The sequence below is a fragment of the Nocardia macrotermitis genome (assembly GCF_009604405.1).
Classification (GTDB): Bacteria; Actinomycetota; Actinomycetes; order Mycobacteriales; family Mycobacteriaceae; genus Nocardia; species Nocardia macrotermitis.
The window spans coordinates 67,635-86,724 of the sequence record NZ_WEGK01000006.1 but is presented as its reverse complement, the minus strand read 5'-3'; the positions used below and the strand labels follow the sequence as shown (position 1 = coordinate 86,724).

The following is a 19,090-nucleotide window of genomic DNA, read 5'->3' as shown; positions in this document are numbered from 1 at the left end:
TTGTGCGCATGACCCCGTCCGAACTCCGCATCCAGACGCTGCTGGATCGAGCCGAACTCACAGAACTGGCCACCGGCATCGGAAACTGCCTGGACGCCAGGGATTTCGCGGGCCTGGCCGATATCTACGCCGCGGACGCCGAACTCACGCTGCCCGGTGCGACGTGCACCGGCGTCACCGAGATCGTCGAGGTCGCCCGGCGCAATCACGAGATATTCCGGCAGACACAGCATTTCGTCACGATCGCGGCGATCCGGCCGGAGCCGGACACCGCGCGGGTGCTCGCGAACGTCCTCGCGGCGCTGGTGACCGCCGAGGGCGGGCCGCAGCTGGTCGCGAGCCGGTACGAACTGCGGGCGGTCCGCACCGGTGAGGGGTGGCGGGTGCATCGTCATCTCATCACTCCCGTGTGGTCGCTGCCGGATTCATGACCGCGAGGAATGCCGCGGTGTCCATCTCGTTCCATCGGGTCGCCGCCGCCGCGGCCGCACCGCGCAGCGCGAGGTCCGGATCGATCCGGTAACGACCGGACCGCAGCGGGCTGCCGCACGCCACCAGCCGGGCCGCGTAGGCGGCCGCGACCCCGGCAAGCGTTGCGGCGGTGCCCAATTGCGGCCAGGACGTCAGCGAACGGCCGACCTCGGTGAGGGAGTACCGGGTGCGCGGGGTGATCTCCGTGCCGACGATCCGCTGCGCGATCCGCGCCCGCTCGCGCGGATCACTCACCGCGGCAAGCGATTCGGTCACCTCACCGGCCCGGCCGTGGAACAGCGGGTAGTCGCTGTCCAGGTCGAAGCGTTCGACGTCGAGAATGACGTTGTCGCCGTTGTCCGTCGCCATCAGCACCGGGATTCCGGCCGCCCGCGCCCGCAACCGGATCTCGATCTTGGCCGCGAAATCGTCCATCTCCTCGATCAGGACCGTGAGCGGCTCGGCACCGGGCGCGGTGCCGAGAAACGTTGCGGCGGTGGTGTCGTCGTATCCTCGCGGGAACGCCGTCACCGAGCTGTACGGATCCAGTTCGAGCACCCGGCGGCAGGCCAGCACCGTCTTGGACACTCCGATATCGCAGACCGAGGCGGGCAACCGGTTCAGATTGGTCAGGCCCAGATGGTCCGGATCGGCCAGCCGGAACCGGCTCGCACCGGTCAGCGCGCACACCGTGAGTGCCGAGGAACCCACACTGAGCCCGGCGATCCCGAGCACCGCGCGGGACCATCGGCGCTGTTCGGAATCGTCGATCAGATAGCGGTTGCGCGTGGTGCGCAGCCGTCGATACGCCTCGGCCGCAGGCAGTTTCACCACCGTGCGACGCCATGGATACACGACATAACGCATCTCGGGCAGCGGCGCGGTCGGGGCGATCGCCCGCCACTCCCGCACGGCGATCGGCCAGGCGTCGACCAGCCGGTAGCCGGAGCCGGGTTCGAGCAGCAGCGCGATGCGTGCGGCGTCGCGGGTCGGGTCCAGAATCTCGATCATCGGTCGTTCCTCACGTAGCGTTGTTTGATGTTGTAGCGAAAGGCGTTGCCGCCGAACGGATCCACGGCGACAATCGGTTCGGCGGCCGCACCGAGCTCGGCGTGCAGGCGGCGGTACTCGCCATTGGTCCGGATCAGCGACCGAACCACCCGATCGCGCACCATGTCGGCGAAACCGATTGCGGGAACCACTGATTCGCGCAGTTCCACGGCGAGTCCGAGAATCGGCCGGAGTTTCGGCCCGGTGCGGGTCGACAGCACGAACTTGCCCGTGACGTACTCACGTACCCCGGGCTCGGCCAACGCGGCCCGCACACTGTCCGGATAGATGTTCAGGGCATAGAAACTCGCGGCCACATCGGTGCGGCCGCGCAGTGCCAGGAACCCGCAGTCGGGCGTACTGGTCTCGACCGGTGCCCGATACCCGCACTCGCGCAACGTATCCCCGATCTCGCGGGCGGTCAGGATGCGGCCGACGTCGTTGATCCGATACCTGAGCAGTGGCAGCGTGTTGTCGACGGTGAACAGGAACCGGTCCTCGTCGTCGACCTCGGTGTACCGCAGCAGCGGGTCGTATTCGACCAGCGTCGGCAGCACCTCGGCTGTGCCGAACAGCGCGGTCGCCAACCGGCTGTCAGCGGCGGCCAACCGGCGGACCGCGACGCTGGTCGCGGTCTCGTGCCCCATCACCCCGGCGTCGGCGGTGCCGTAGATCAGGCGGATCCGCCCGGGATCACCGGACGCGCCGATCAGGTCCAGGATGTATTCGCGCCACTGTTCGGTGACGCTCTCCCCGGCCAGCAGGATCTTCAGATCCTGGTGCAGCACAGCGGGATCCGCGCCGTCCAGGATGTCCTGCACGAACGGCGGGTAGCCCGCGAGCACGACCTGGTCGTAGTCGGGGGCGAGGTCGGTGATGCAGGCCCGCACGGCGTCCCGGTCGATCCCGGGGGTGATCACCGACAGCCGGTGGCCGCGTTCGCGCAACCCCGACACCGTCCGGTAGGTGTACGTACCGCCGATCCAGGTGCCCATCGCGAATGCGTTGACCAGCAACGTCGTTCGATCATGGGAGCCGAATCCGGATCGGAAGATCCGGTCGTACAGCTCCACGGCATCACCCAGCGATACCTCCGCCCGGGGCCAGTAGTACGGCGTCCCGGACGATCCCGAACTCGTCGACCAGGTCTCGGAACCTTCGATCCTGCTGTCCCACACCAGATCCCGACGCGGATACCTGCGCAGGTAGTCCTGCTTGGTCACCGCGGGAAGAGTGGCGAAGTCCTCCGGCGTACGGATCGACTCGGGGTCGATTCCATTGTCCGCCAGGAATGTTCGATAGGCGGGCAGCTGTGCGGCGGCCCGGTGGAACAGCTCCAATGCCCGGTCGCATCCCGGCGGCGCGCCGGTGATGTCGGTCGGAAGTACTGTCATCGGGGGATCTCCTCTCGTGAGCGAGAACCGAAGTCCTCGCCCCGAACACCGATCCCCCGGACGCCCCACCCGCCGGCGCCCGTTCACCCGCTCGTGTCCCCCGTTCGGCCGATGGCCCCGGGCACGCAACGCACCTACGCTGAATGCGGCGACGTCACAGGGGGAATCACATCGACATTCCGAAAGGCTGTCCCATGAGCAATTGCACCAAGTGCCATCGTCATCTGAACGAGTGTCAGGACTGTCGCGGCGGACGCGCGGGGCAGAGCCCGCTGGGCGATGCGCTGCACTGCCGGAACTGCAAGGACACCGGCCTGGTCTGCAACGAGCACGGCGGTCACTGGCAGTAGCACTCCCCGTACCGAAGCGGCCGTCGGCGATTACGCCGACGGCCGCTTCGGCGCGACGGTGTGGGTGAGCGAGGCCCAGACCAACGGCGTGGTGGCCTCGTCCGTCCCCTCGGACCACGCGGCCAACTGCCGACGCTGCCACTGCGCCAGTTCCTCGACGGGATCGGCCTGCTCGTGCGCGGCGTCCACCCGCAGTGCCAGTTCGGTGGTCGGGCGGGCGGCGGAGTCCCGGCCGGCCCGGCCACGCAGCGAACCGTCCGTGGGCAGTACCCACCGCGTCGAAGTCACCAGTGCCGCACCGGAATTCACCATCGCGACGACGAGTCCGAACAGTTCGGCGGAGCGGTAGTCCGCACCGCTCTCGCACGCGATGAGCGCGACCCGCGACGGCATCGGCCACAGGTCGGGACCACTGCGCGGCGCGCCGATCCGGTACGTCCGGCGCGAGCGCTCATCCGCGGTGCCGGTCCCGTGCAGCAGGTCGATGGCCGCGAGCGGACGATGATCGGATTCGGACGGCGTGCTCCCGGCGCGGACGAGCGGCGGCGCCAATCCCCAGATCGCCGCGGTGTCGCTGAGATGTATTGCGGCAGAAGCAGGTTCGTTCGGCGAGGCGGAAGCGTGCCCGAAATACAGCAGCCGCGATCGCGGAGTCTCCAGCGCCTCGGTCAGATCCCGCCGGGTGAACGTCGGCCCCATCGCGAGATCCAGTTCCTCGGCCAGTGCCCGCCCGGCTGCGATGTACTGCCCGATCCGAGCCACGAAGGGCTCGGTACCGTCTCCCGGCAGCGCGGAACTCAGGCCGAACGCGGCGGCATTCGAACCGATGGCCGGATCGATGACGAACAGCACCGGACGATCCCGCACCTCCGCCCACTCCTCCGGCGTCCGCGCACGACCCGCGTGCACGACCGCCGGTGGCTCGTAGACGACGGTCGCGGCGTCGATCAGGCGATGCCGGGCATCGATCCAGAGCAGTTCCCACGGCACCCGGGCGAGCCGTGGACTGGGCGTTATCCGGACCCGCACCCGTTCCCCGGCGCGCCACCGGTCCCGGATCTGCGTGCGCAACCGGTCCGGCAGGAAGGCGTCGGTCAGGCTGCGCGCCAAGGCCCGTTCCCGATCCCGGTCGGCGAACGCACCCGTCACCAGGGCCCGATGTTCGCGTTCGGCGCCGGTCTCACCGGGCAGCGCGGGGAACAGCGCCGATTCGAGGGCGGCTCCGGCGGCCCGCGCCGCGGTCTCGCCGATGACCACGTAGTCGGGGTCCCCGGGACGATCCAGCCAACGCCACGCCAGATAGGTGTGCTTGCGATCGACAGCCCGCAGCAGCACCTGCGCCCCGCTCACAGCGTCCGGCTCACAGCTCCGCCGGATCGGGCGGAATCAGTTCGGCCAGTAGCAGTTCCGCGGTGTCGACAGCGGTCGGCCCGGCCAGATCGCCCAGATATTCGTCGATGGCGGTCCGCCGCGCCCGCAACGCCGCCAGCACCGCCGGGTCCGTCTCCTCGGTCATGGATTCGAGCAGGTCGCGCAGTTGCCGTCGGGCGCTGCGCACCGCGGCCGCGGCAGCGAACCACTGCATCTCCCCCGCGGCGCGGGCCCGGCCACCGGACGCACCCGCGGCCGACAATTTCGCCAGCGCGGCGCGGTGCTGATTCCAGCCGTCGAGCATCCGCCGGTCGATATCGATCAGCGTGCGCCCGAGCGATCCGCAGCGCGCGGCCGCCGCAGCCACATCACCGCGGCACAGGCCGAACACCAGGGCGCCGATCCGCGCTCCCTGCGCCGGAAGTTCGGCTTGAATCACGTTGTCCTGCACCGCGATCGGCGCGACAGCCAACACCCGCCCGCTGTTCCGGTGCACGGCGTACGCGAGCAGTTCGGCCAGCTCGCGGCAGGTCGGATCGACCCGCTCGGCCAACGCCGCACTCACCACGAACACATCGCGCGCCCGCCGATGTTCGACGAGCAGCTCACTGGCCCGCGCACCGTGCCACGCGACGATCCGCGGCGGCAGCACGGCCGGATCGAGCGGATAACTGTCGGTCTCGCGCCCGGGAACCGACGCGTCCAGCGCCGAGGCGACCGGTACGGCCCCGGCGGTACCGCTGTTCTGACTCCACTCCCCCAGCACCCGCAGCAACTCCTGATCGTCGATGCGATCGAGGTCGGCCAACGTCGCGACCAGCCCGTCGTCGCCGACGCCGAGCACCGTCGCGTCGGTGGCCGCGCGACGCAGCAGCGGCAGGATCTCGCCGGGCAATTCGTTCGCGGCGCAGCGTTCGCCGAGGTCGAGCAGCGCCGCCTCCGCGTAACCGAACAGCCGCCGGGCCACCGCGTCGTGCCCGAGATCCTTCTCCGCTACCGCCTCGTCCAGCAGGAACGCCCCGCTGTGCACCGGACGCATCGTCCAGCGGCCGATCGCCGCGACCAGCGCCCGCCGCCGCCACACCGGGACCAGCGGCGGGCAGCGGTATGCGCACACCCGCTCACCGTGGCGGCGCAACTCGTCCACCACCTCGGCCAGTACCGGATCGCCGACCGCCGCGGCGAGCGGGCCCGGCTCGGCTTCCGGACGAATCGTCCAGGCCAGCAACATATCCGAGCGCGCGGCGTCGGTCTGCGCACCGATCCCGGCGGCGATCAGCAGATCGACCTCGCCGACCGCCGCCGCGCGCCGCGACCACCAGCTCACCGCGCCGTCGGCCTCGACGACCAACACCCCGTCCTGCTCCCTGCTCATCACTCACCGTCTCCATCGATGTCGAATCCGCAGCGGTACAACAGATTCGTGATCTCGGCCTGCCGACGGGACAGCCGGCCGATCGCCGCCGCGTCCCGGAAGACCTCGGGCAGATCACCGGTCTGCGTCACCGCCGACGCACCCAGGAACAGCAACGCCGACACCAGCTCCGTGGCCGCGATCGCCGACGCGGTGACCGCGCCGCGCGGCCGCGTACGATGCCCGGACGGCCGCTGCGCCGACCACGCCGCGACCACCGTGGCGGACGTACTCTCCTGTGCCACACCATCATTCAGAATACTTATCGCGGTCGTCTTCTCCCAGCAGTCCGCACAGTCGTCCGGGCCGGGCGCGGCGACCGCGCGCACCACCGCGGCCGCACGCCGCAGGATATCGGCGTCGGGGACGCGGCGCAGATCCATCGGCTCGGACAGGGAGGCGGGCACCGCGATCGGCTCGGCGACCGGTTGCTCGTGCTCGGCGACGACCCGTTCGGCGCGTTGCCCGTCCAGTCTGGCCGCCCGCAACTTCGTGTAGAGCACCGCGGCGTTGTCGAGTTCCCGCCCGTCGATCGCCCAGCGCAGCATGGTGTTTCGCGCCCGCAGATAGGCCTCGTCGAGATACGGGTCGTCGAACAGACGAGTGTCGGCGCGCACCTGCGCGCACAGCAACTCGTCCACATGCCGGCGCTGCGCCTCGGTCGGGTCGGCACGCGGCCGATCGGGCTCCCCGAACTGCCGCAACGCCGCCAACGCGACGTCGAAGGACTCCAGCGCACCGGGATCGTCGGCGAACTCGGGCCGCTTCGCGAGCAGGATCGACGCGTACCGGCGCATGGCCAGCGGGTGGTACACCCGCCGCGGGCGGCTCGGATCCGCCAGGAACCGGTACACCGACTCCTCGGTCTCCACCACCGCGCCGACCTCGCCACGCGCCGGACCGCACATCACCGCGCGCACCGCGGGCGGCACCTTCAGCTGGTAGCTCCGGATCGTCTCACCCAGCAGATTGGGCAGCCCCTGCGGCCGGTATTCGTGTGCGGCAGCGGCGAATTGGGCGGTGAACCGCGCCAGCCCGTCGCCGTGATCGGCATACAGCCGCGATACCGCGAGCCAGCCCTCCGGATCCTCCATCTCGGTATCCACCCGCGCCAGGAACACCGCCGTGGCACCGTATTTCGCCGACACCCACGCGAGCGCGGACAGCCCACCGGACCAGCCGCGCAGCTCGGTGGCGAACTCCTTGAGCCGAGGTTTGGGCGAGGCGGCCGCGCGCACCCACAGCTCCGCGATCCGCCGCCGCGATGTCGCGCCCGAATTCGGCGGCGACGCCCACCACAGCGGCCGTACCCATGTCGGTTTCGGGTATCCCGGCATCCGCTCCACCGTCCTGACATCTCGGCGACGACAACTGTCCCGCGCATTCTCACCCGATCCGCATCGTGCGCGGAATCCCTTCGGCCCGAAGTTCATTCGAACAGCCGACAGGTACGGTCAAGCGGCACAGCGGATGTCGGGTGTTCGGCCGACAGACAGCCCGCACCGGCCGTGCCATCGTGGGCTGATGCGATCGAGCCATGACATGGCACTGGCATTGTTGGTCGACGCGACCGCAACGCAGGCACAACAACTCGCGGTACAGGCGCGCGCCGAGGCCCAGGCCCGGCAGGCCGAGGCGGACGAGCGCGAGCGACAGGCCCAGGAGCAGGCCGAGATCCGCCACCGTCGCGAACGCCGGGACCGCCTCCGCCGGATCCGGCGGCAGGCGACCGGTCTGCTGCTGATCTCCATCCCGGTCTGGCTGCTGACCCCGGTCGTCGGATCGTTCCTGGCGGCGGCCGACGACAAGGTCACCTCGGCGATCTTCCTGCACGGCGACACCGGCGACACTGCGGGCAGCGGGCCCGGCACGCTGTACGTACTCAGCGCCGAACTGATCATCGGCATGATCGCGGCACTCACCGTGCTGGCGCTGCTGCTGCCGTATCCGCGGGACAAGGAGGTCGTCTCCACACCGGCGATCGGTGGTTTCGCGATCGGCACCTTCATCCTGGTCGTGCAGGCGTTCTCCGGCTCCGGATCGGGAATGAGCTGGTGCTGGGGGCCGCTGTTCGCGGTCCTGGCACACGCCGCGTACGGGTTCTACCTCCGCACCCTCGCGGCGTCGGAGCAGCTGGCAGAACCGCGATGAGCGGGCCGACCGCGGTCGCCTACCGCATCACCTCGGCCCGCGAACGCCTCGAGGACGCGCAGCGGCGCTGGCGGCGACTGCTCGGACGTTCGCGGGCGCATTCGTTGCGCTGCAACGCATTCGAGTGCCCCGACCTGCTGGTGACTGAGCCGGAGAGCGCGCCCGCGCGGGACGCCGAAACGCTCGAGGCCGCCTGCACCCGGCTCGAGGAGCGGATCCGCGACGCCGAATCCCGGCTCGAGAACCGCCTCGTCCGACAACGCTCGCGCCGCGTCGAGCACGACCTGTCCGGACTGCTCGACGATCTCGCCCGGCGCGAGGCCGCCGCCTCGGCGCCGGTCGCCCGTCCGCAGGCCCCCGACCTCGACGTGCCGGCCCGGGTATCCCGAATCCTCGCCTCCCTGAGCGAGGATTCACCCGAACTCACCGCTGCCGCGAGCGCGGCGCTGCGGGCGGAACCGCACCGCACCCGACTGCTGCTGGCCGATCTGGACGCGCGGGCACGCGCGGCCAACCGGCGCTGTGCCCGGCGGCGCGAACAGCGCCTCGAGTTGGAGCAATTACGTTGCGAGGCAGCCGGTCTGGACGACCCATCGGCCGTCTCGGCGCAGCTGCGGCAGGCCGATGCGGCACTCGACGGCGGTGGCGACGCGGCCGCGGTACTCGAGCACGCCCGCATCACACTCGAACGCCTGACCGTCGCCGCGCGGGCCGAACGCGACCGGCGTTTCGTACTGTCCGCGGTCACCGAATCGCTGGCCGAACTCGGCTACCACGTCGCTCCGGTCGAACTCGACACCGCCGATTCGATCGTGTTGCGCCCCAACCGAACCGGCACACACGCGATCCGCGCCCGGGTCTCCGACGACGAGATCGACCTGCACACGGTGCGGACCGGCCCGGCGACCGACCGCGAGGCGGACCGGGACGCGGACGCCGCGCTGTGCGCCGAGGTCGAACCGCTGCTGGACGAACTCCGCCGCCGCGGCATCCAACCCGGCCGCGTCCGCAGACTCCCGCCGGGCAGCGTCACGCCCCCGGAAGTCCGGCTCACCACACCGGCCGCGCAGACCAAGCGCAAGGCCGCACCCCGGACGATCGACCGGAGCACCTCATGACCACACCCGAACCGATCGACCGTTTCCCGGAGTGGCTGCGCGAGATCGACGTCGCCCTGGCCGCCCACCCCCAACTGCTGATCACCGGCAACCTCCGAGATCTCGTCCTGCTGCCGCCGGTCCGGCAGACACCGCAGGCCACGGACGAGACACCAGATGCGTTCTCACACCGCACGTCGACAGCCGACGCCGCATCGCCGACACGAAATACCGTGCCGCGCAACATATCCGTGGTCGATGCACCGCCCCTCACACGAGATATGCTGCCGCGCACGGTATCCGTGGTCGACGCACTCCTGGCCGTGCTGGCCGCGGCCGGACATACCGCGGTGGTGGTCGCCGATTCGGTCGACGGCGCACGCCCCGCGCTCGACGGTAAGGGTATGGCGACGGCCCTGATCCGCAATGCCCAGCCGCGCGACGGCGGCATCCCACTGTTGGGATGGCTGCCCGAGTTGCTGCGCGCGGCAGTGCATTCCAGCGGTCCGAACTGCCTGATCATCGACGGCGCGTCCCGGCTGACGCCGCAGGGCGACTTCGCCGACCCCGCCATGCACCGGCTGCTGGTCACCGCCGAGAAGGCGATGACCACCGCACCGCGCGTGCAGGTGCCGGGCCCGCATCGGGCCCTGCTGTACAACACGGTGATCTGGCTGCTGGATCGCGGAAACGACCTGCCGCACTGGCTGATCGGCGGCGAGACCGCCCGGGTGATCTCCATACCCGAGCCGGAGATGTCCCAGCGCATCACCCTGACCAGCACCCTGATCCCCTCCCTGCCCGACGCACCCGAACGCGGCAGCGAACAGTTCGACCAGGTGGTGCAGCGGTACGCGGCGCGCACCGCCGGGTTGTCGCTGCGCTCGATCCGGGAGATCAACCGGCTGGCCATCGATCGGCGGATCCCGGCGCGGTCCATCGAGGAGGCGGTGCGCACCTTCCGCGTCGGGGTGCCCGGAAACCCTTGGCAGGCACCGGATCTGCGCGAACGCATCCGGAACGCGCCGAATCTGCTGGGCGAGAAGGTACTCGGACAACCCGCTGCGGTCCGCAAGGCGGTCGACATCCTGATCCGGTCCGCACTGGGCCTGACCGGGGCCCAGACCACCGGCAGCGCGACCCGGCCGCAGGGCGTGCTGTTCTTCGCGGGCCCGACCGGCGTCGGCAAGACCGAACTGGCCAAATCCATCGCGGAACTGGTCTTCGGCCGCGAGGACGCCTTCGTCCGCTTCGATATGAGCGAATTCTCCGCCGAACACGCCGAGGCCCGATTGATCGGCGCCCCACCGGGTTACACCGGATTCGACACCGGCGGCGAGCTGACCAACGCCATCCGGCAGAAGCCGTTCCAGCTGGTGCTGTTCGACGAGATCGAGAAGGCGCATCCGCGCATCCTGGACAAATTCCTGCAGATCCTCGAGGACGGCCGCCTCACCGACGGGACCGGCGCGACCGTGTTCTTCACCGAGACCCTCATCGTGTTCACCTCCAACCTCGGGGTCTACCGGCTCGACGAACGCGGCGAGCGCGCACCGGTGATCGCGCGCGGAATCGCTTACCGGCAGGTCGAATTCACGATCCGCGCGGCCGTCGGCGAGCACTTCACCCGCGAGATCGGCCGCCCGGAACTGCTCAACCGCATCGGCGACAACATCGTGGTGTTCGACTTCATCGGCGAGGACACCGCGCGGTCGCTGATACCCCGATTCATCGGCAATGTGACCGACCGGGTGCGCGACACCACCGGGATCGAGGTGTCGGTCACCGAGAAGGTGCACGACCAACTGCTCGAAAAGGCGTTCACCAAACTGGATTTCGGCGCCCGGGGCGTGTCGAGCACGGTGGAGTCGCTGCTGGTGAATCCGTTGGCCCGGGCCCTGTTCGAACTCCCGCCGACCACCCGCACGGCCACCGTGACCGACCTCACCGAATCCCCCGAGGGCTGGACGGCGGTACTGACATGACCCCACTTCTGCTGTCCCGCTTGCACTTTCCGATCCACAATCTCGGTTTCGGCTGCCGCGCCGGAATCTGGTTCCAGGGCTGCACGGTGTACTGCCGCGGCTGCATCTCCCGAGACACCTGGCCGTTCGATCCGGCGCGCGGCAGCAGCGTCGAGGACGTGCTGGCCTGGGTGCGTGCCCTGCCCGCCGACACCGTGGACGGCATCACGATCTCCGGCGGCGAACCCACCGACCAGCTCGACGCACTGCGTGAATTGCTTGCGGGACTGGATGATTGGCGCGCGGGATACGACCGTCCGGTCGACATCCTGCTGTACTCGGGACGTTCGAGCGAACATCTGGACCGGGAGTTCGACTGGCTCGCCGACTCTACCGACGTGCTGGTGAGCGAACCGTTCATCGCGGCGCGTGCCACCGACTGCGCATTGCGCGGCTCGGACAACCAGCTCGTGCGCACCCACACCGACCTGGGCCGCGACCGCTATCCCGAGGCCACGCTCGAGGACGGCTACCGCGAACAGCGCCGCAGCCTGGCCCTGCACGTCGACGACCGGTCCGTCTGGATGGTCGGCATACCGCTGCCCGGCGATCTGCGCCGACTCGAACACGACCTCGCCGAGCGGGGCGTCGACCTGACGAGGACCTCATGGCTGATGTGATGCGCGAGCCCGTTCTCTGCGTATGCGAACAGTATTGGGACAGTGCGCAATTCGCGCAATGCCCGTACTGTGGCACGGATCTGACCGATCTCGCGAACCGGGGTACCCCGCCCGCACCCGGGGACACCGACGACGGCACCACAACCGGCCGCGGGCACACCGGCCCAATCGAACCCGATCAGCCCGGCGCGGGAACCAGAGTGGACCCCGACAAGCGGACCACACACATAGACCTCGTGGTGAACGGCACCCACCACACCCTCGCCCCCGGCGATCGACTACTCCTGGGCCGCGACGACGACTACCCGGTCGAACCCGCCTTCCGCGCCCACACCAACATCTCACGCCGACACGCGATCGCCCGCTTCGACGGCGAACGCCTGTTCGTCACCGATACCGATTCCACCAACGGAACATTCGTCGACGACATCCGCATCGACACCCACCGCGAGCACGAGGTCCGGCCCGGACAGCGTCTGCGCCTCGCCGCGGACGTCCCGATCGAGATCCTGCGGCGGCGCTGATGCGGATCCGGATCGAGGCACTCACCCATCGCGGCCTGCATCGCGAGGTCAACGAGGACAGCGTCGGCTGGAACGGCTGGTCGTTCAGCGGCCCGGCCCCGGCACCGATGACGGTGGAGTTCGATATCGAGCAGCCGACCACGATCGTCGTGTGCGACGGCCTCGGCGGTCACGCCGGTGGCCGCGAGGCCGCCCGCCTGGCCTGCGAAATCCTCACCGAACCAGGGATTTTCGGCACCGCCACCGACAACGACGCGATCCTGGACACGTTGGGCCGGCAGTTGCAACAGGCGTCGGACATCATCAACGACCTCGGCGCGGCCGATCCCCGGCTGGCCCGGATGGGCTGCACCATGGTCGGTGTGGTGGTCGTCCCCGACGGCCGGGCGATCGTGTTCAACGTCGGCGATTCGCGCTGCTACCGCGTCGAGGGCCGCTACCTGGCCCAACTGACCGTCGATCATCGCCGGGCGGGGTCGAACGTCCTGCGCCAGGCCCTGGGGGCGGGCGTGCGGACGCGTGTCGAGCCGGATTATTTCGACTGCCCGATCCCGCCCGCCCCCGGCCTACTGCTGTGCACCGACGGCCTGTCCGACTACACGAACACCGCGGACCTGGAACGACTCGCAGTCACCCCCGGACCCGAATTCCTCACCGCCACCAGGGATCTCGCCTTCGCGGGCGGTGGCGGCGACAACGTCACGGTGGTCCGCGTCGAGGCGATCGCGGCTCCGGTGACGCACAGACCCGGGTCCGCTTCCGACGAAGGAGAAGACGATGGCAGAACCCACCCGGATCGAAACCTCCACGGCGCGTTCGGCGCCGGAGACCCGAACGGATGGGGCGGCGCCACCCACCCGGATCGAGAGTTCCGATCGCGCTGACACCGACGCGACCGCCACCGCCGCGCCACAGCAGCAGTATCACCTCGAACGCCTCCCGCCCCGGCTGGAGTCGCACTATCGCATCGAACGCCTGCTCGGCCGCGGAGGGGAGGCGTCGGTGTGGCTGTGCAGCGACACCGACACGGGCGCGCAGGTGGCGATCAAGCTCTACCGGACCGCGCCGACCTACAACGTCGATTTCGGTGCGCCGGAGTTCCGGGCGAATCTCGACCGCGAATTCACCGTCGAGGTCTTCGAACGCGACGCCGACCACGGCGTGCACTACGAGGTGATGGAGTACTGCCCGCTCGGTTCCCTGGAGCAACAACTCGAGGAGAATCCCGGCCCGCCCGGCAACGCGCGCGCCCGCGAGATCCTGGCCGGGCTGGCCCGAGCCATCCACGGCCTCCAGGGCGGCACCGGCGGCTCCACGCTGGTGCACGGCGATATCAAACCGGGAAACATCCTGGTCCGCGTGGCGAAACCACTCGATCTGGTACTCGCGGATTTCGGGTTGGCCGCCGAGATGGGCGACCGGTCCCGGGTGACCAATCTCGGCCTGGGCACCGCCGCCTACGGCGCGCCCGAACTCGTGCTGTTCAAGGGACCCGCCGCAGACTGGTGGAGTCTGGGCATGGTGCTGTACCGGGTGCTGGTCGGGCGGCGCTACTTCGTCCGCGCCGACGGCGGCACCATCGACGAACGGGTCATCGGCCGCGCGCTGTTCGACAACGACATCTCCCTCGACGCACTCGACGACACCCCGCTCCCACCCGGACACCGGGCCCGCTGGCGGCTGCTGCTGTCCGGGCTGCTGACCCACGATCACCACACCCGCTGGGGCTACGACGAGGTCACCGCCTGGCTGGACGGGCAATCACCGCAGGTACACGCCGCACCGGTGGACGCCGGGCGAACGCGGGCGGCCGAACCCTTCGTGATCGCCGGGGTCGGCGAGTTCTTCGACGCGACCGAACTCGGCCGAGCGATGGCCGCCCATCCCGACGCGGCCGCCCGCGCCCTGGCCGGCAAGGGTCGGCCGCGACTCGTCGAATGGCTCACCACCGAGGTACGCACCGGGGACGCCTATTCGGCGTTGAAGACCCACGGAAACGATTGGGGCCCCGATGAATTGGTTACCTACTTCGTCGCGCGACTGGCCCCGTCGGCGGACCTGGCCTACACCGGTCATCCGGTGACGACCGCTGCGGACCTGCGCGACCTGGTCGAGAACCGCGCCGCCGAATCGGTGGTCCAGGGCCTGTACGACAGCGAATTGCTGACCTACCTCGGCAACGACGGCCAGCGGTCCGGATTCCGGATGATCGATGCGAACTGGCACGACATGGTCGGCCGCTCCCTCACCGCGGCGAAGGACCGCGCGATCGACCTGGATCCGGCCGCGCGCGGACATATCGTCCGGCACGCCCTGCTGCTGGCCGCGTCCGACGACGCCGTCGCCGATGGATACCTGAACAAGGTTCGGACCCGCCTGGACGGAAAGAAACTCGGCGCTGCCGACGAGGTGACGTGGTTCGCCGAACTGCGTCGAGATGCGAAGCTGTGACACCACGCGTGATCCCCGGGCCGAGTCACTCGGCCCGGGGATCACGCGCGCATCGAATTGCTATGCGTCGGTGCGCGTATCGGCCTCCAACTGCGCCATCCGCCGCTGCACCTGCCACACCTTGGTCACCACCCGATCGCAGCATCCCACCACGCCCCACTGCGAATTCCACGTCGACAGCCAGATATCCACCCCCGTACTGCCGTCCTCCTGCTGTTCGACATCGACCGACACCACCGGCTTCCCGAGGTTCATCGACATACCGAAGCCACGGGCCTTGAAATTGAACGCACCGGGACCGTTCACCCGTGTCCAGCCGAGCGTCTTGAATTCGTCGAGCACCGCCTCCAGGACGAGTTCCGCGGGCGCGCCGAGCCGCACGCTGACCTGCCGCTTCGCCATGGAGCTGAGCACCAGGCCCAGGATCAGCAGCGCACCGATCCAGATCAGCAGTCCGACGAATCCCGCTCCGGCACCGCCGATCGCGCCGACGCCGACCGTCGCGATCACACCGGCCACCACCATGACAAGAAAGATATGCATATCGAATACTCCAGTCTCGGAGCAGCCGAATACTTTTCGGCCACCCTGAATTCCGTTGAATCCCTTGACAACCGAATAATTCCGTGGGGACGGATCAAAAATTAGCACCGCAGCGCGCCCACGGAAATCATTCACACGCAGGACATTCGAAAGGTCACGCGATGGGCGCGGAGGATATCGAGATCGCCGAGACGCTCTTCCAGGCCGGAGTGGAGGCGCTCCAGCAGGAGCATACGACGCGCGCGATCGATTTGCTCGACCAGGCCAGGATGCTTTGTACTGCAAATGAACTCGATGACGACACCGCTCTGTGTCTGTACTGGATCGGCTTGGCCCACTTACAGGCCGAGGACCCGGCCGCAGCGGCGGAAGCCTTCGTCGAGGCGATCGGATTGTTGGACGAAGACTCCGAATTGTGTACCGACTGCGCCCATTTCGCGGCGAACGCCCTCGATATGTCGGGTCGGACCGAGAAGTCGATTCCGTATCTGCAACAAGCGATTCGGGGCTATCACACCTTGGAATGCCTCGGCGACGAGGCCCAGTGCACGAGCGAACTCGCCCTCGCTCTGGCCGACACCGGCGAGGTCCGGTCCGGATACCGGACCATGTCCGAGGCCGCGGCGAAATTCATTGCCGCCGAAAACCTTTCCGAGGCAGCCGAATGTCATCACGCGGCCGGCGATATGGCGCTGGCGGACGAGGACGCGGCCGCGGCGTGCGAACAGTATCTCGCCGCGACGCGGCTGTACCGGCAGACCGACGCGGCCGAATCGCGGCAGGCGCTCGCCGAGTGCGGCCGGACGCTGGCCGAGATACTCGCCGAACTGGGCAGAACGGCCGAGGCGATCGAGGAATTCCGCGCCGCGGCGGCTGTCCATCGTGCGCTCGAGGATCATCTCCAGGCGGGTGACTGCCATCGGCGGATCGGCATGCTGCTGCTCGAAATCGGTCGAATCGACGCGGCGACAAGAGAATTCGGACTCTCGACCGACGAATTCGCCGCGGCCGGTGAGCCCGGTATCACCGCCGACATGGCCATCGTCCAGGGATCGATGGCACAGAACCTGGGGAGATACGACGAGGCCCGCGCGGCCTTCGTCCGGGCACGGGACTGTCATCTCACGACCGAGAACGAGATCCAGATCGCCCGCTGCGACATGGAATTGGCCACATTACGTCTCTCGCAGGGCGATCCGGACGGTATCGCCGAGCGGACCCTCCGGCAGTGCCGCGATCTGTTCCGGGCCGCCGACGAACACAAACTGCTCGCCCATGCACTACATCATCTCGGCTCCGCGGCACTACAGCGCGGCGGATACGCCGAGGCCCTGGAACTGGCGACCATCACCCTGCCGCTCGCCGCGCGCTGCGACGATCCCGAATTCCATGCCCACTGCCGGTCGAACCGCGCCGCCGCACTGCTGCATATGGGCGAATATGACAGTGCTGCAAGAGAATCCGCCGCAGCACGACTGGAACTCGAACGCATCGGATCGTGGCCGCTGGCGGCGGCCTGCCGCGCCACCGAGGGCGCCTGCCTGCAACAGCTCGGCCGCTACGACGAGGCGGAGCAGGCACTCACCGAAGCCCTTGTCGCACAACGGTCCTTCGGCACCCACACCCATGAGGCGGCCACCGAACACCACCTCGGCCTGCTGTTCATGCAGACCGGCCGACTGGACCGCGCGATCGCGTCCTTCCACCGTTCGATCGCGATATTCACCGAGATCGGCCGAACCGCGGATCTCGCTCAGGCACAGGCGAATCTGGGCGGGGTCCACATGAAGAAGGCCAATTACGCCGACGCCGCGGCCGCGTTCCGCCACGCCGCGGCCGATCTGGAGCGCACCGGTTTCCCGGATCGCGCCGCCGCCTGCCGACAGAACCTCGGCGTCGCGATCCTCATGCAGGGCCACACCTCCGAGGGGCTGGCCCTGCTCGAATCCTCACTGTCCCACTTCGAGTCCGATCCGGCGTTCCGCGCGAACACCACGGCCTGCCACCGCAATATCGGGATCGCGCACCGCACCTGCGGCAACTACGAACTCGCGCTGCGACATCTGGCGCGGGCCCGCGAACTGAATGTGACACTGGGCACGACGATCGACGTCGCGTTCATCGACATCCTGGCGGCCGAGACGACCCTCATGCGACCGGACGGCCCGCTGCGACCGGCCCTGGATCTGGCGCTTCCGGCCATGCTGTACCTGGAGTCGCGCCGCGTGCAACTAGCGGACGCGGCGGGCCGGATCGGCACCGCCGCACTGTATTCCACGCTCCAGGCCCTGCTGTTCGACTGGGTGGACAGGCTCGCGGACGCGGCACTGATGGCGGAACTGATCGAGGTACTGCTCAATGTCGGCGTGCCCGGCGGCCCGCCACCGGATTCGACGACCACCGAACTCGCGGTGCTGATCCTGGAAACACTTTCTGCCCAACCGGATCCGGAGCCGCAAGCAGTGTCCGAGACGGCCGGCCGCCCGTCCGATGCGGTCCGTGCGATCGTCGCCGGAGCCACATTGCCCGTGCGGCCCCCGCCGCTGCTGCGGATGCCCGACGGCACGATCGCGCTGCACCGCTACATCCGCGCCGCCGACGAACGCTACGGCGGTTTCGATCGCCCACCCGATCTACCGACCTGGTGACACACCACGCGGCCACCCGATCGCACACCATCCCGCCGAACGGGTGCAGGATGACCACGTGCGCAATCCTCTCGGCCGGCCCGATCTCGAGCCCTACCTCACCTACCGGCAGCGGTCCGGCACCGCGTCCGGCGGGTTGACGGCGCACTTCCTGGGGACCAGTTCGCTGCTGCTGTCGGACGGTACGACGACGCTGCTGTGCGACGGATTCGTCACTCGCCCCGGGCTTCTCCGCGTCGGGCTCGGTCGGATCGCGCCGGACGCGGGGCTGGTGCGCGCGGCGATCGAGCGATTGGGGGTGCGTTCGCTGGCCGCGGTGTTCTGTGCGCATTCGCATTACGACCATGCCCTCGACGCGCCGGTGTGGTGTGCGCAGACCGGGGCCGAACTGGTGGGTTCGGAGTCCACCGCGAATATCGGGCGTGGGCTCGGGCTCGCCGAGGCGTCGCTGCGGGTGGTGGGTGATGGGGATGCGCTCGAGTACGGGCGGTTCACGCTGACGTTTCTGGATTCGGTGCACAGTCCGGGTGATCGGTATCCCGGCGTCGTGACGCGCCCGCTGGTGCCCCCGGCGCGGACCGGCGCGTGGAAGACCGGTGCCGCCTATTCCGTACTCATCGAGCATCCGGTCGGCCGAATCCTGTTGCACGCCAGTGCGAATCATCGTCCGGGGATGTTGGACGGGCGACGCGCCGAGGTCGTCTATCTGGGTATCGGCGGCCTGGGCAGGCAGTCCCGCGAGTTCGTGCACCGCTATTGGGACGATGTCGCCGGCACGGTCGGCGCGCGCCGCGTCGTCCTGGTGCACTGGGACGATTTCTTCCGCGGCTTGGACCAGCCGCTACGCCCACTGCCGTACTTCGCGGACAACTTCGACGCGACGATGGACCTGCTGCTGCCGCTGGCACAGCGGGATGACGTGGATGTGGTCCTGCCGGTCGCGTGGGAGCCCACCGATCCCCACGACGGGCTGCGCTGACCC

17 protein-coding genes are annotated in these 19,090 nt (G+C 69.1%); 11 read left to right on the top strand and 6 right to left on the bottom strand.

The annotated features are described in order from the left end of the window. Positions 1–8 precede the first annotated feature (8 nt). Entirely contained in the window at positions 9–431 is a 423-nt protein-coding gene (locus NRB20_RS15930) for a nuclear transport factor 2 family protein (RefSeq protein WP_153410925.1), read from the top strand. Here the strand turns inward: NRB20_RS15930 and NRB20_RS15925 are convergent. Beyond that, positions 400–1,482, bottom strand: coding sequence for a ThiF family adenylyltransferase (locus NRB20_RS15925; protein WP_153410924.1), 1,083 nt, complete (start codon positions 1,480–1,482; stop codon positions 400–402). The genes NRB20_RS15930 and NRB20_RS15925 overlap by 32 nt on opposite strands. Then, the gene (locus NRB20_RS15920; RefSeq protein ID WP_153410923.1) at positions 1,479–2,915 is read right to left on the bottom strand and encodes a phenylacetate--CoA ligase family protein; all 1,437 of its coding nucleotides are present in this window, start codon (positions 2,913–2,915) and stop codon (positions 1,479–1,481) included. Before NRB20_RS15920 ends, NRB20_RS15925 begins: the two co-directional genes overlap by 4 nt. Positions 2,916–3,109: 194 nt before the next feature. On the opposite strand from NRB20_RS15920, the gene NRB20_RS15915 reads away from it, so the two are divergent. Further along, on the top strand, positions 3,110–3,265 hold the full coding sequence (locus tag NRB20_RS15915) for a hypothetical protein (RefSeq protein ID WP_153410922.1): 156 nt from the start codon (positions 3,110–3,112) through the stop codon (positions 3,263–3,265). A gap of 30 nt (positions 3,266–3,295) precedes the next feature. Here NRB20_RS15915 and NRB20_RS15910 read toward each other — a convergent pair whose 3' ends face one another. The 3 genes from NRB20_RS15910 to NRB20_RS15900 are packed head-to-tail and all read right to left on the bottom strand — an operon-like array spanning position 3,296 to position 7,387. Continuing rightward, positions 3,296–4,615, bottom strand: a complete 1,320-nt coding sequence (locus NRB20_RS15910) for a CHAT domain-containing protein (protein WP_153410921.1) — start codon at positions 4,613–4,615, stop codon at positions 3,296–3,298. A 10-nt stretch (positions 4,616–4,625) separates the two neighbouring features. Beyond that, positions 4,626–6,011: a hypothetical protein gene (locus NRB20_RS15905; protein ID WP_153410920.1), complete on the bottom strand. Its 1,386-nt coding sequence runs from the start codon at positions 6,009–6,011 to the stop codon at positions 4,626–4,628. Next, positions 6,011–7,387 carry a hypothetical protein gene (locus NRB20_RS15900; RefSeq protein WP_153410919.1) on the bottom strand — a complete coding sequence of 459 codons (1,377 nt, stop codon included), beginning with the start codon at positions 7,385–7,387 and terminating at the stop codon, positions 6,011–6,013. Before NRB20_RS15900 ends, NRB20_RS15905 begins: the two co-directional genes overlap by 1 nt. A gap of 187 nt (positions 7,388–7,574) precedes the next feature. Here NRB20_RS15900 and NRB20_RS15895 point away from each other — a divergent pair, with 187 nt between their 5' ends. Genes NRB20_RS15895 through NRB20_RS15865 form a run of 7 tightly spaced genes read left to right on the top strand, consistent with a single transcriptional unit; the run spans position 7,575 to position 14,917 of the window. Beyond that, complete coding sequence (locus tag NRB20_RS15895; RefSeq protein WP_153410918.1) at positions 7,575–8,201, top strand: hypothetical protein; 627 nt, start codon at positions 7,575–7,577, stop codon at positions 8,199–8,201. After that, positions 8,198–9,319, top strand: a complete 1,122-nt coding sequence (locus NRB20_RS15890; RefSeq protein ID WP_153410917.1) for a hypothetical protein — start codon at positions 8,198–8,200, stop codon at positions 9,317–9,319. Before NRB20_RS15895 ends, NRB20_RS15890 begins: the two co-directional genes overlap by 4 nt. Next, positions 9,316–11,283, top strand: a complete 1,968-nt coding sequence (locus tag NRB20_RS15885) for an AAA family ATPase (protein ID WP_153410916.1) — start codon at positions 9,316–9,318, stop codon at positions 11,281–11,283. The genes NRB20_RS15890 and NRB20_RS15885 overlap by 4 nt, the downstream gene beginning before the upstream one ends. Next, a complete protein-coding gene (locus tag NRB20_RS15880; protein ID WP_153410915.1) occupies positions 11,280–11,942 on the top strand; it encodes a 4Fe-4S cluster-binding domain-containing protein in 663 nt (220 codons plus the stop codon). The genes NRB20_RS15885 and NRB20_RS15880 overlap by 4 nt, the downstream gene beginning before the upstream one ends. Next, positions 11,930–12,466 carry an FHA domain-containing protein gene (locus tag NRB20_RS15875; protein WP_153410914.1) on the top strand — a complete coding sequence of 179 codons (537 nt, stop codon included), beginning with the start codon at positions 11,930–11,932 and terminating at the stop codon, positions 12,464–12,466. The genes NRB20_RS15880 and NRB20_RS15875 overlap by 13 nt, the downstream gene beginning before the upstream one ends. Next, positions 12,466–13,350: a PP2C family protein-serine/threonine phosphatase gene (locus tag NRB20_RS15870; protein ID WP_153410913.1), complete on the top strand. Its 885-nt coding sequence runs from the start codon at positions 12,466–12,468 to the stop codon at positions 13,348–13,350. Before NRB20_RS15875 ends, NRB20_RS15870 begins: the two co-directional genes overlap by 1 nt. After that, a complete protein-coding gene (locus tag NRB20_RS15865; RefSeq protein ID WP_153410912.1) occupies positions 13,244–14,917 on the top strand; it encodes a protein kinase domain-containing protein in 1,674 nt (557 codons plus the stop codon). Before NRB20_RS15870 ends, NRB20_RS15865 begins: the two co-directional genes overlap by 107 nt. A gap of 60 nt (positions 14,918–14,977) precedes the next feature. On the opposite strand, the gene NRB20_RS15860 is transcribed toward NRB20_RS15865, so the two are convergent. Further along, positions 14,978–15,460: a hypothetical protein gene (locus tag NRB20_RS15860; RefSeq protein WP_153410911.1), complete on the bottom strand. Its 483-nt coding sequence runs from the start codon at positions 15,458–15,460 to the stop codon at positions 14,978–14,980. 161 nt (positions 15,461–15,621) lie between these two features. Here NRB20_RS15860 and NRB20_RS15855 point away from each other — a divergent pair, with 161 nt between their 5' ends. Both NRB20_RS15855 and NRB20_RS15850 read left to right on the top strand, forming a co-directional pair. Next, entirely contained in the window at positions 15,622–18,108 is a 2,487-nt protein-coding gene (locus NRB20_RS15855) for a tetratricopeptide repeat protein (protein ID WP_153410910.1), read from the top strand. A gap of 58 nt (positions 18,109–18,166) precedes the next feature. Beyond that, positions 18,167–19,087 carry an MBL fold metallo-hydrolase gene (locus NRB20_RS15850; protein ID WP_194289876.1) on the top strand — a complete coding sequence of 307 codons (921 nt, stop codon included), beginning with the start codon at positions 18,167–18,169 and terminating at the stop codon, positions 19,085–19,087. The last annotated feature ends 3 nt before the right edge of the window (positions 19,088–19,090 follow it).

Bases quoted from the DNA above. Each gene is read 5' to 3' on its own strand.
- NRB20_RS15865 (WP_153410912.1), top strand. From the start codon at position 13,244: ATGGCAGAACCCACCCGGATCGAAACCTCCACGGCGCGTTCGGCGCCG.
- NRB20_RS15930 (WP_153410925.1), top strand. From the start codon at position 9: ATGACCCCGTCCGAACTCCGCATCCAGACGCTGCTGGATCGAGCCGAA.
- NRB20_RS15875 (WP_153410914.1), top strand. From the start codon at position 11,930: ATGGCTGATGTGATGCGCGAGCCCGTTCTCTGCGTATGCGAACAGTAT.
- NRB20_RS15900 (WP_153410919.1), bottom strand. From the start codon at position 7,387: ATGCCGGGATACCCGAAACCGACATGGGTACGGCCGCTGTGGTGGGCG.
- NRB20_RS15860 (WP_153410911.1), bottom strand. From the start codon at position 15,460: ATGCATATCTTTCTTGTCATGGTGGTGGCCGGTGTGATCGCGACGGTC.
- NRB20_RS15870 (WP_153410913.1), top strand. From the start codon at position 12,466: ATGCGGATCCGGATCGAGGCACTCACCCATCGCGGCCTGCATCGCGAG.
- NRB20_RS15905 (WP_153410920.1), bottom strand. From the start codon at position 6,011: ATGAGCAGGGAGCAGGACGGGGTGTTGGTCGTCGAGGCCGACGGCGCG.
- NRB20_RS15885 (WP_153410916.1), top strand. From the start codon at position 9,316: ATGACCACACCCGAACCGATCGACCGTTTCCCGGAGTGGCTGCGCGAG.
- NRB20_RS15920 (WP_153410923.1), bottom strand. From the start codon at position 2,915: ATGACAGTACTTCCGACCGACATCACCGGCGCGCCGCCGGGATGCGAC.
- NRB20_RS15895 (WP_153410918.1), top strand. From the start codon at position 7,575: ATGCGATCGAGCCATGACATGGCACTGGCATTGTTGGTCGACGCGACC.
- NRB20_RS15925 (WP_153410924.1), bottom strand. From the start codon at position 1,482: ATGATCGAGATTCTGGACCCGACCCGCGACGCCGCACGCATCGCGCTG.
- NRB20_RS15915 (WP_153410922.1), top strand. From the start codon at position 3,110: ATGAGCAATTGCACCAAGTGCCATCGTCATCTGAACGAGTGTCAGGAC.
- NRB20_RS15855 (WP_153410910.1), top strand. From the start codon at position 15,622: ATGGGCGCGGAGGATATCGAGATCGCCGAGACGCTCTTCCAGGCCGGA.
- NRB20_RS15880 (WP_153410915.1), top strand. From the start codon at position 11,280: ATGACCCCACTTCTGCTGTCCCGCTTGCACTTTCCGATCCACAATCTC.
- NRB20_RS15890 (WP_153410917.1), top strand. From the start codon at position 8,198: ATGAGCGGGCCGACCGCGGTCGCCTACCGCATCACCTCGGCCCGCGAA.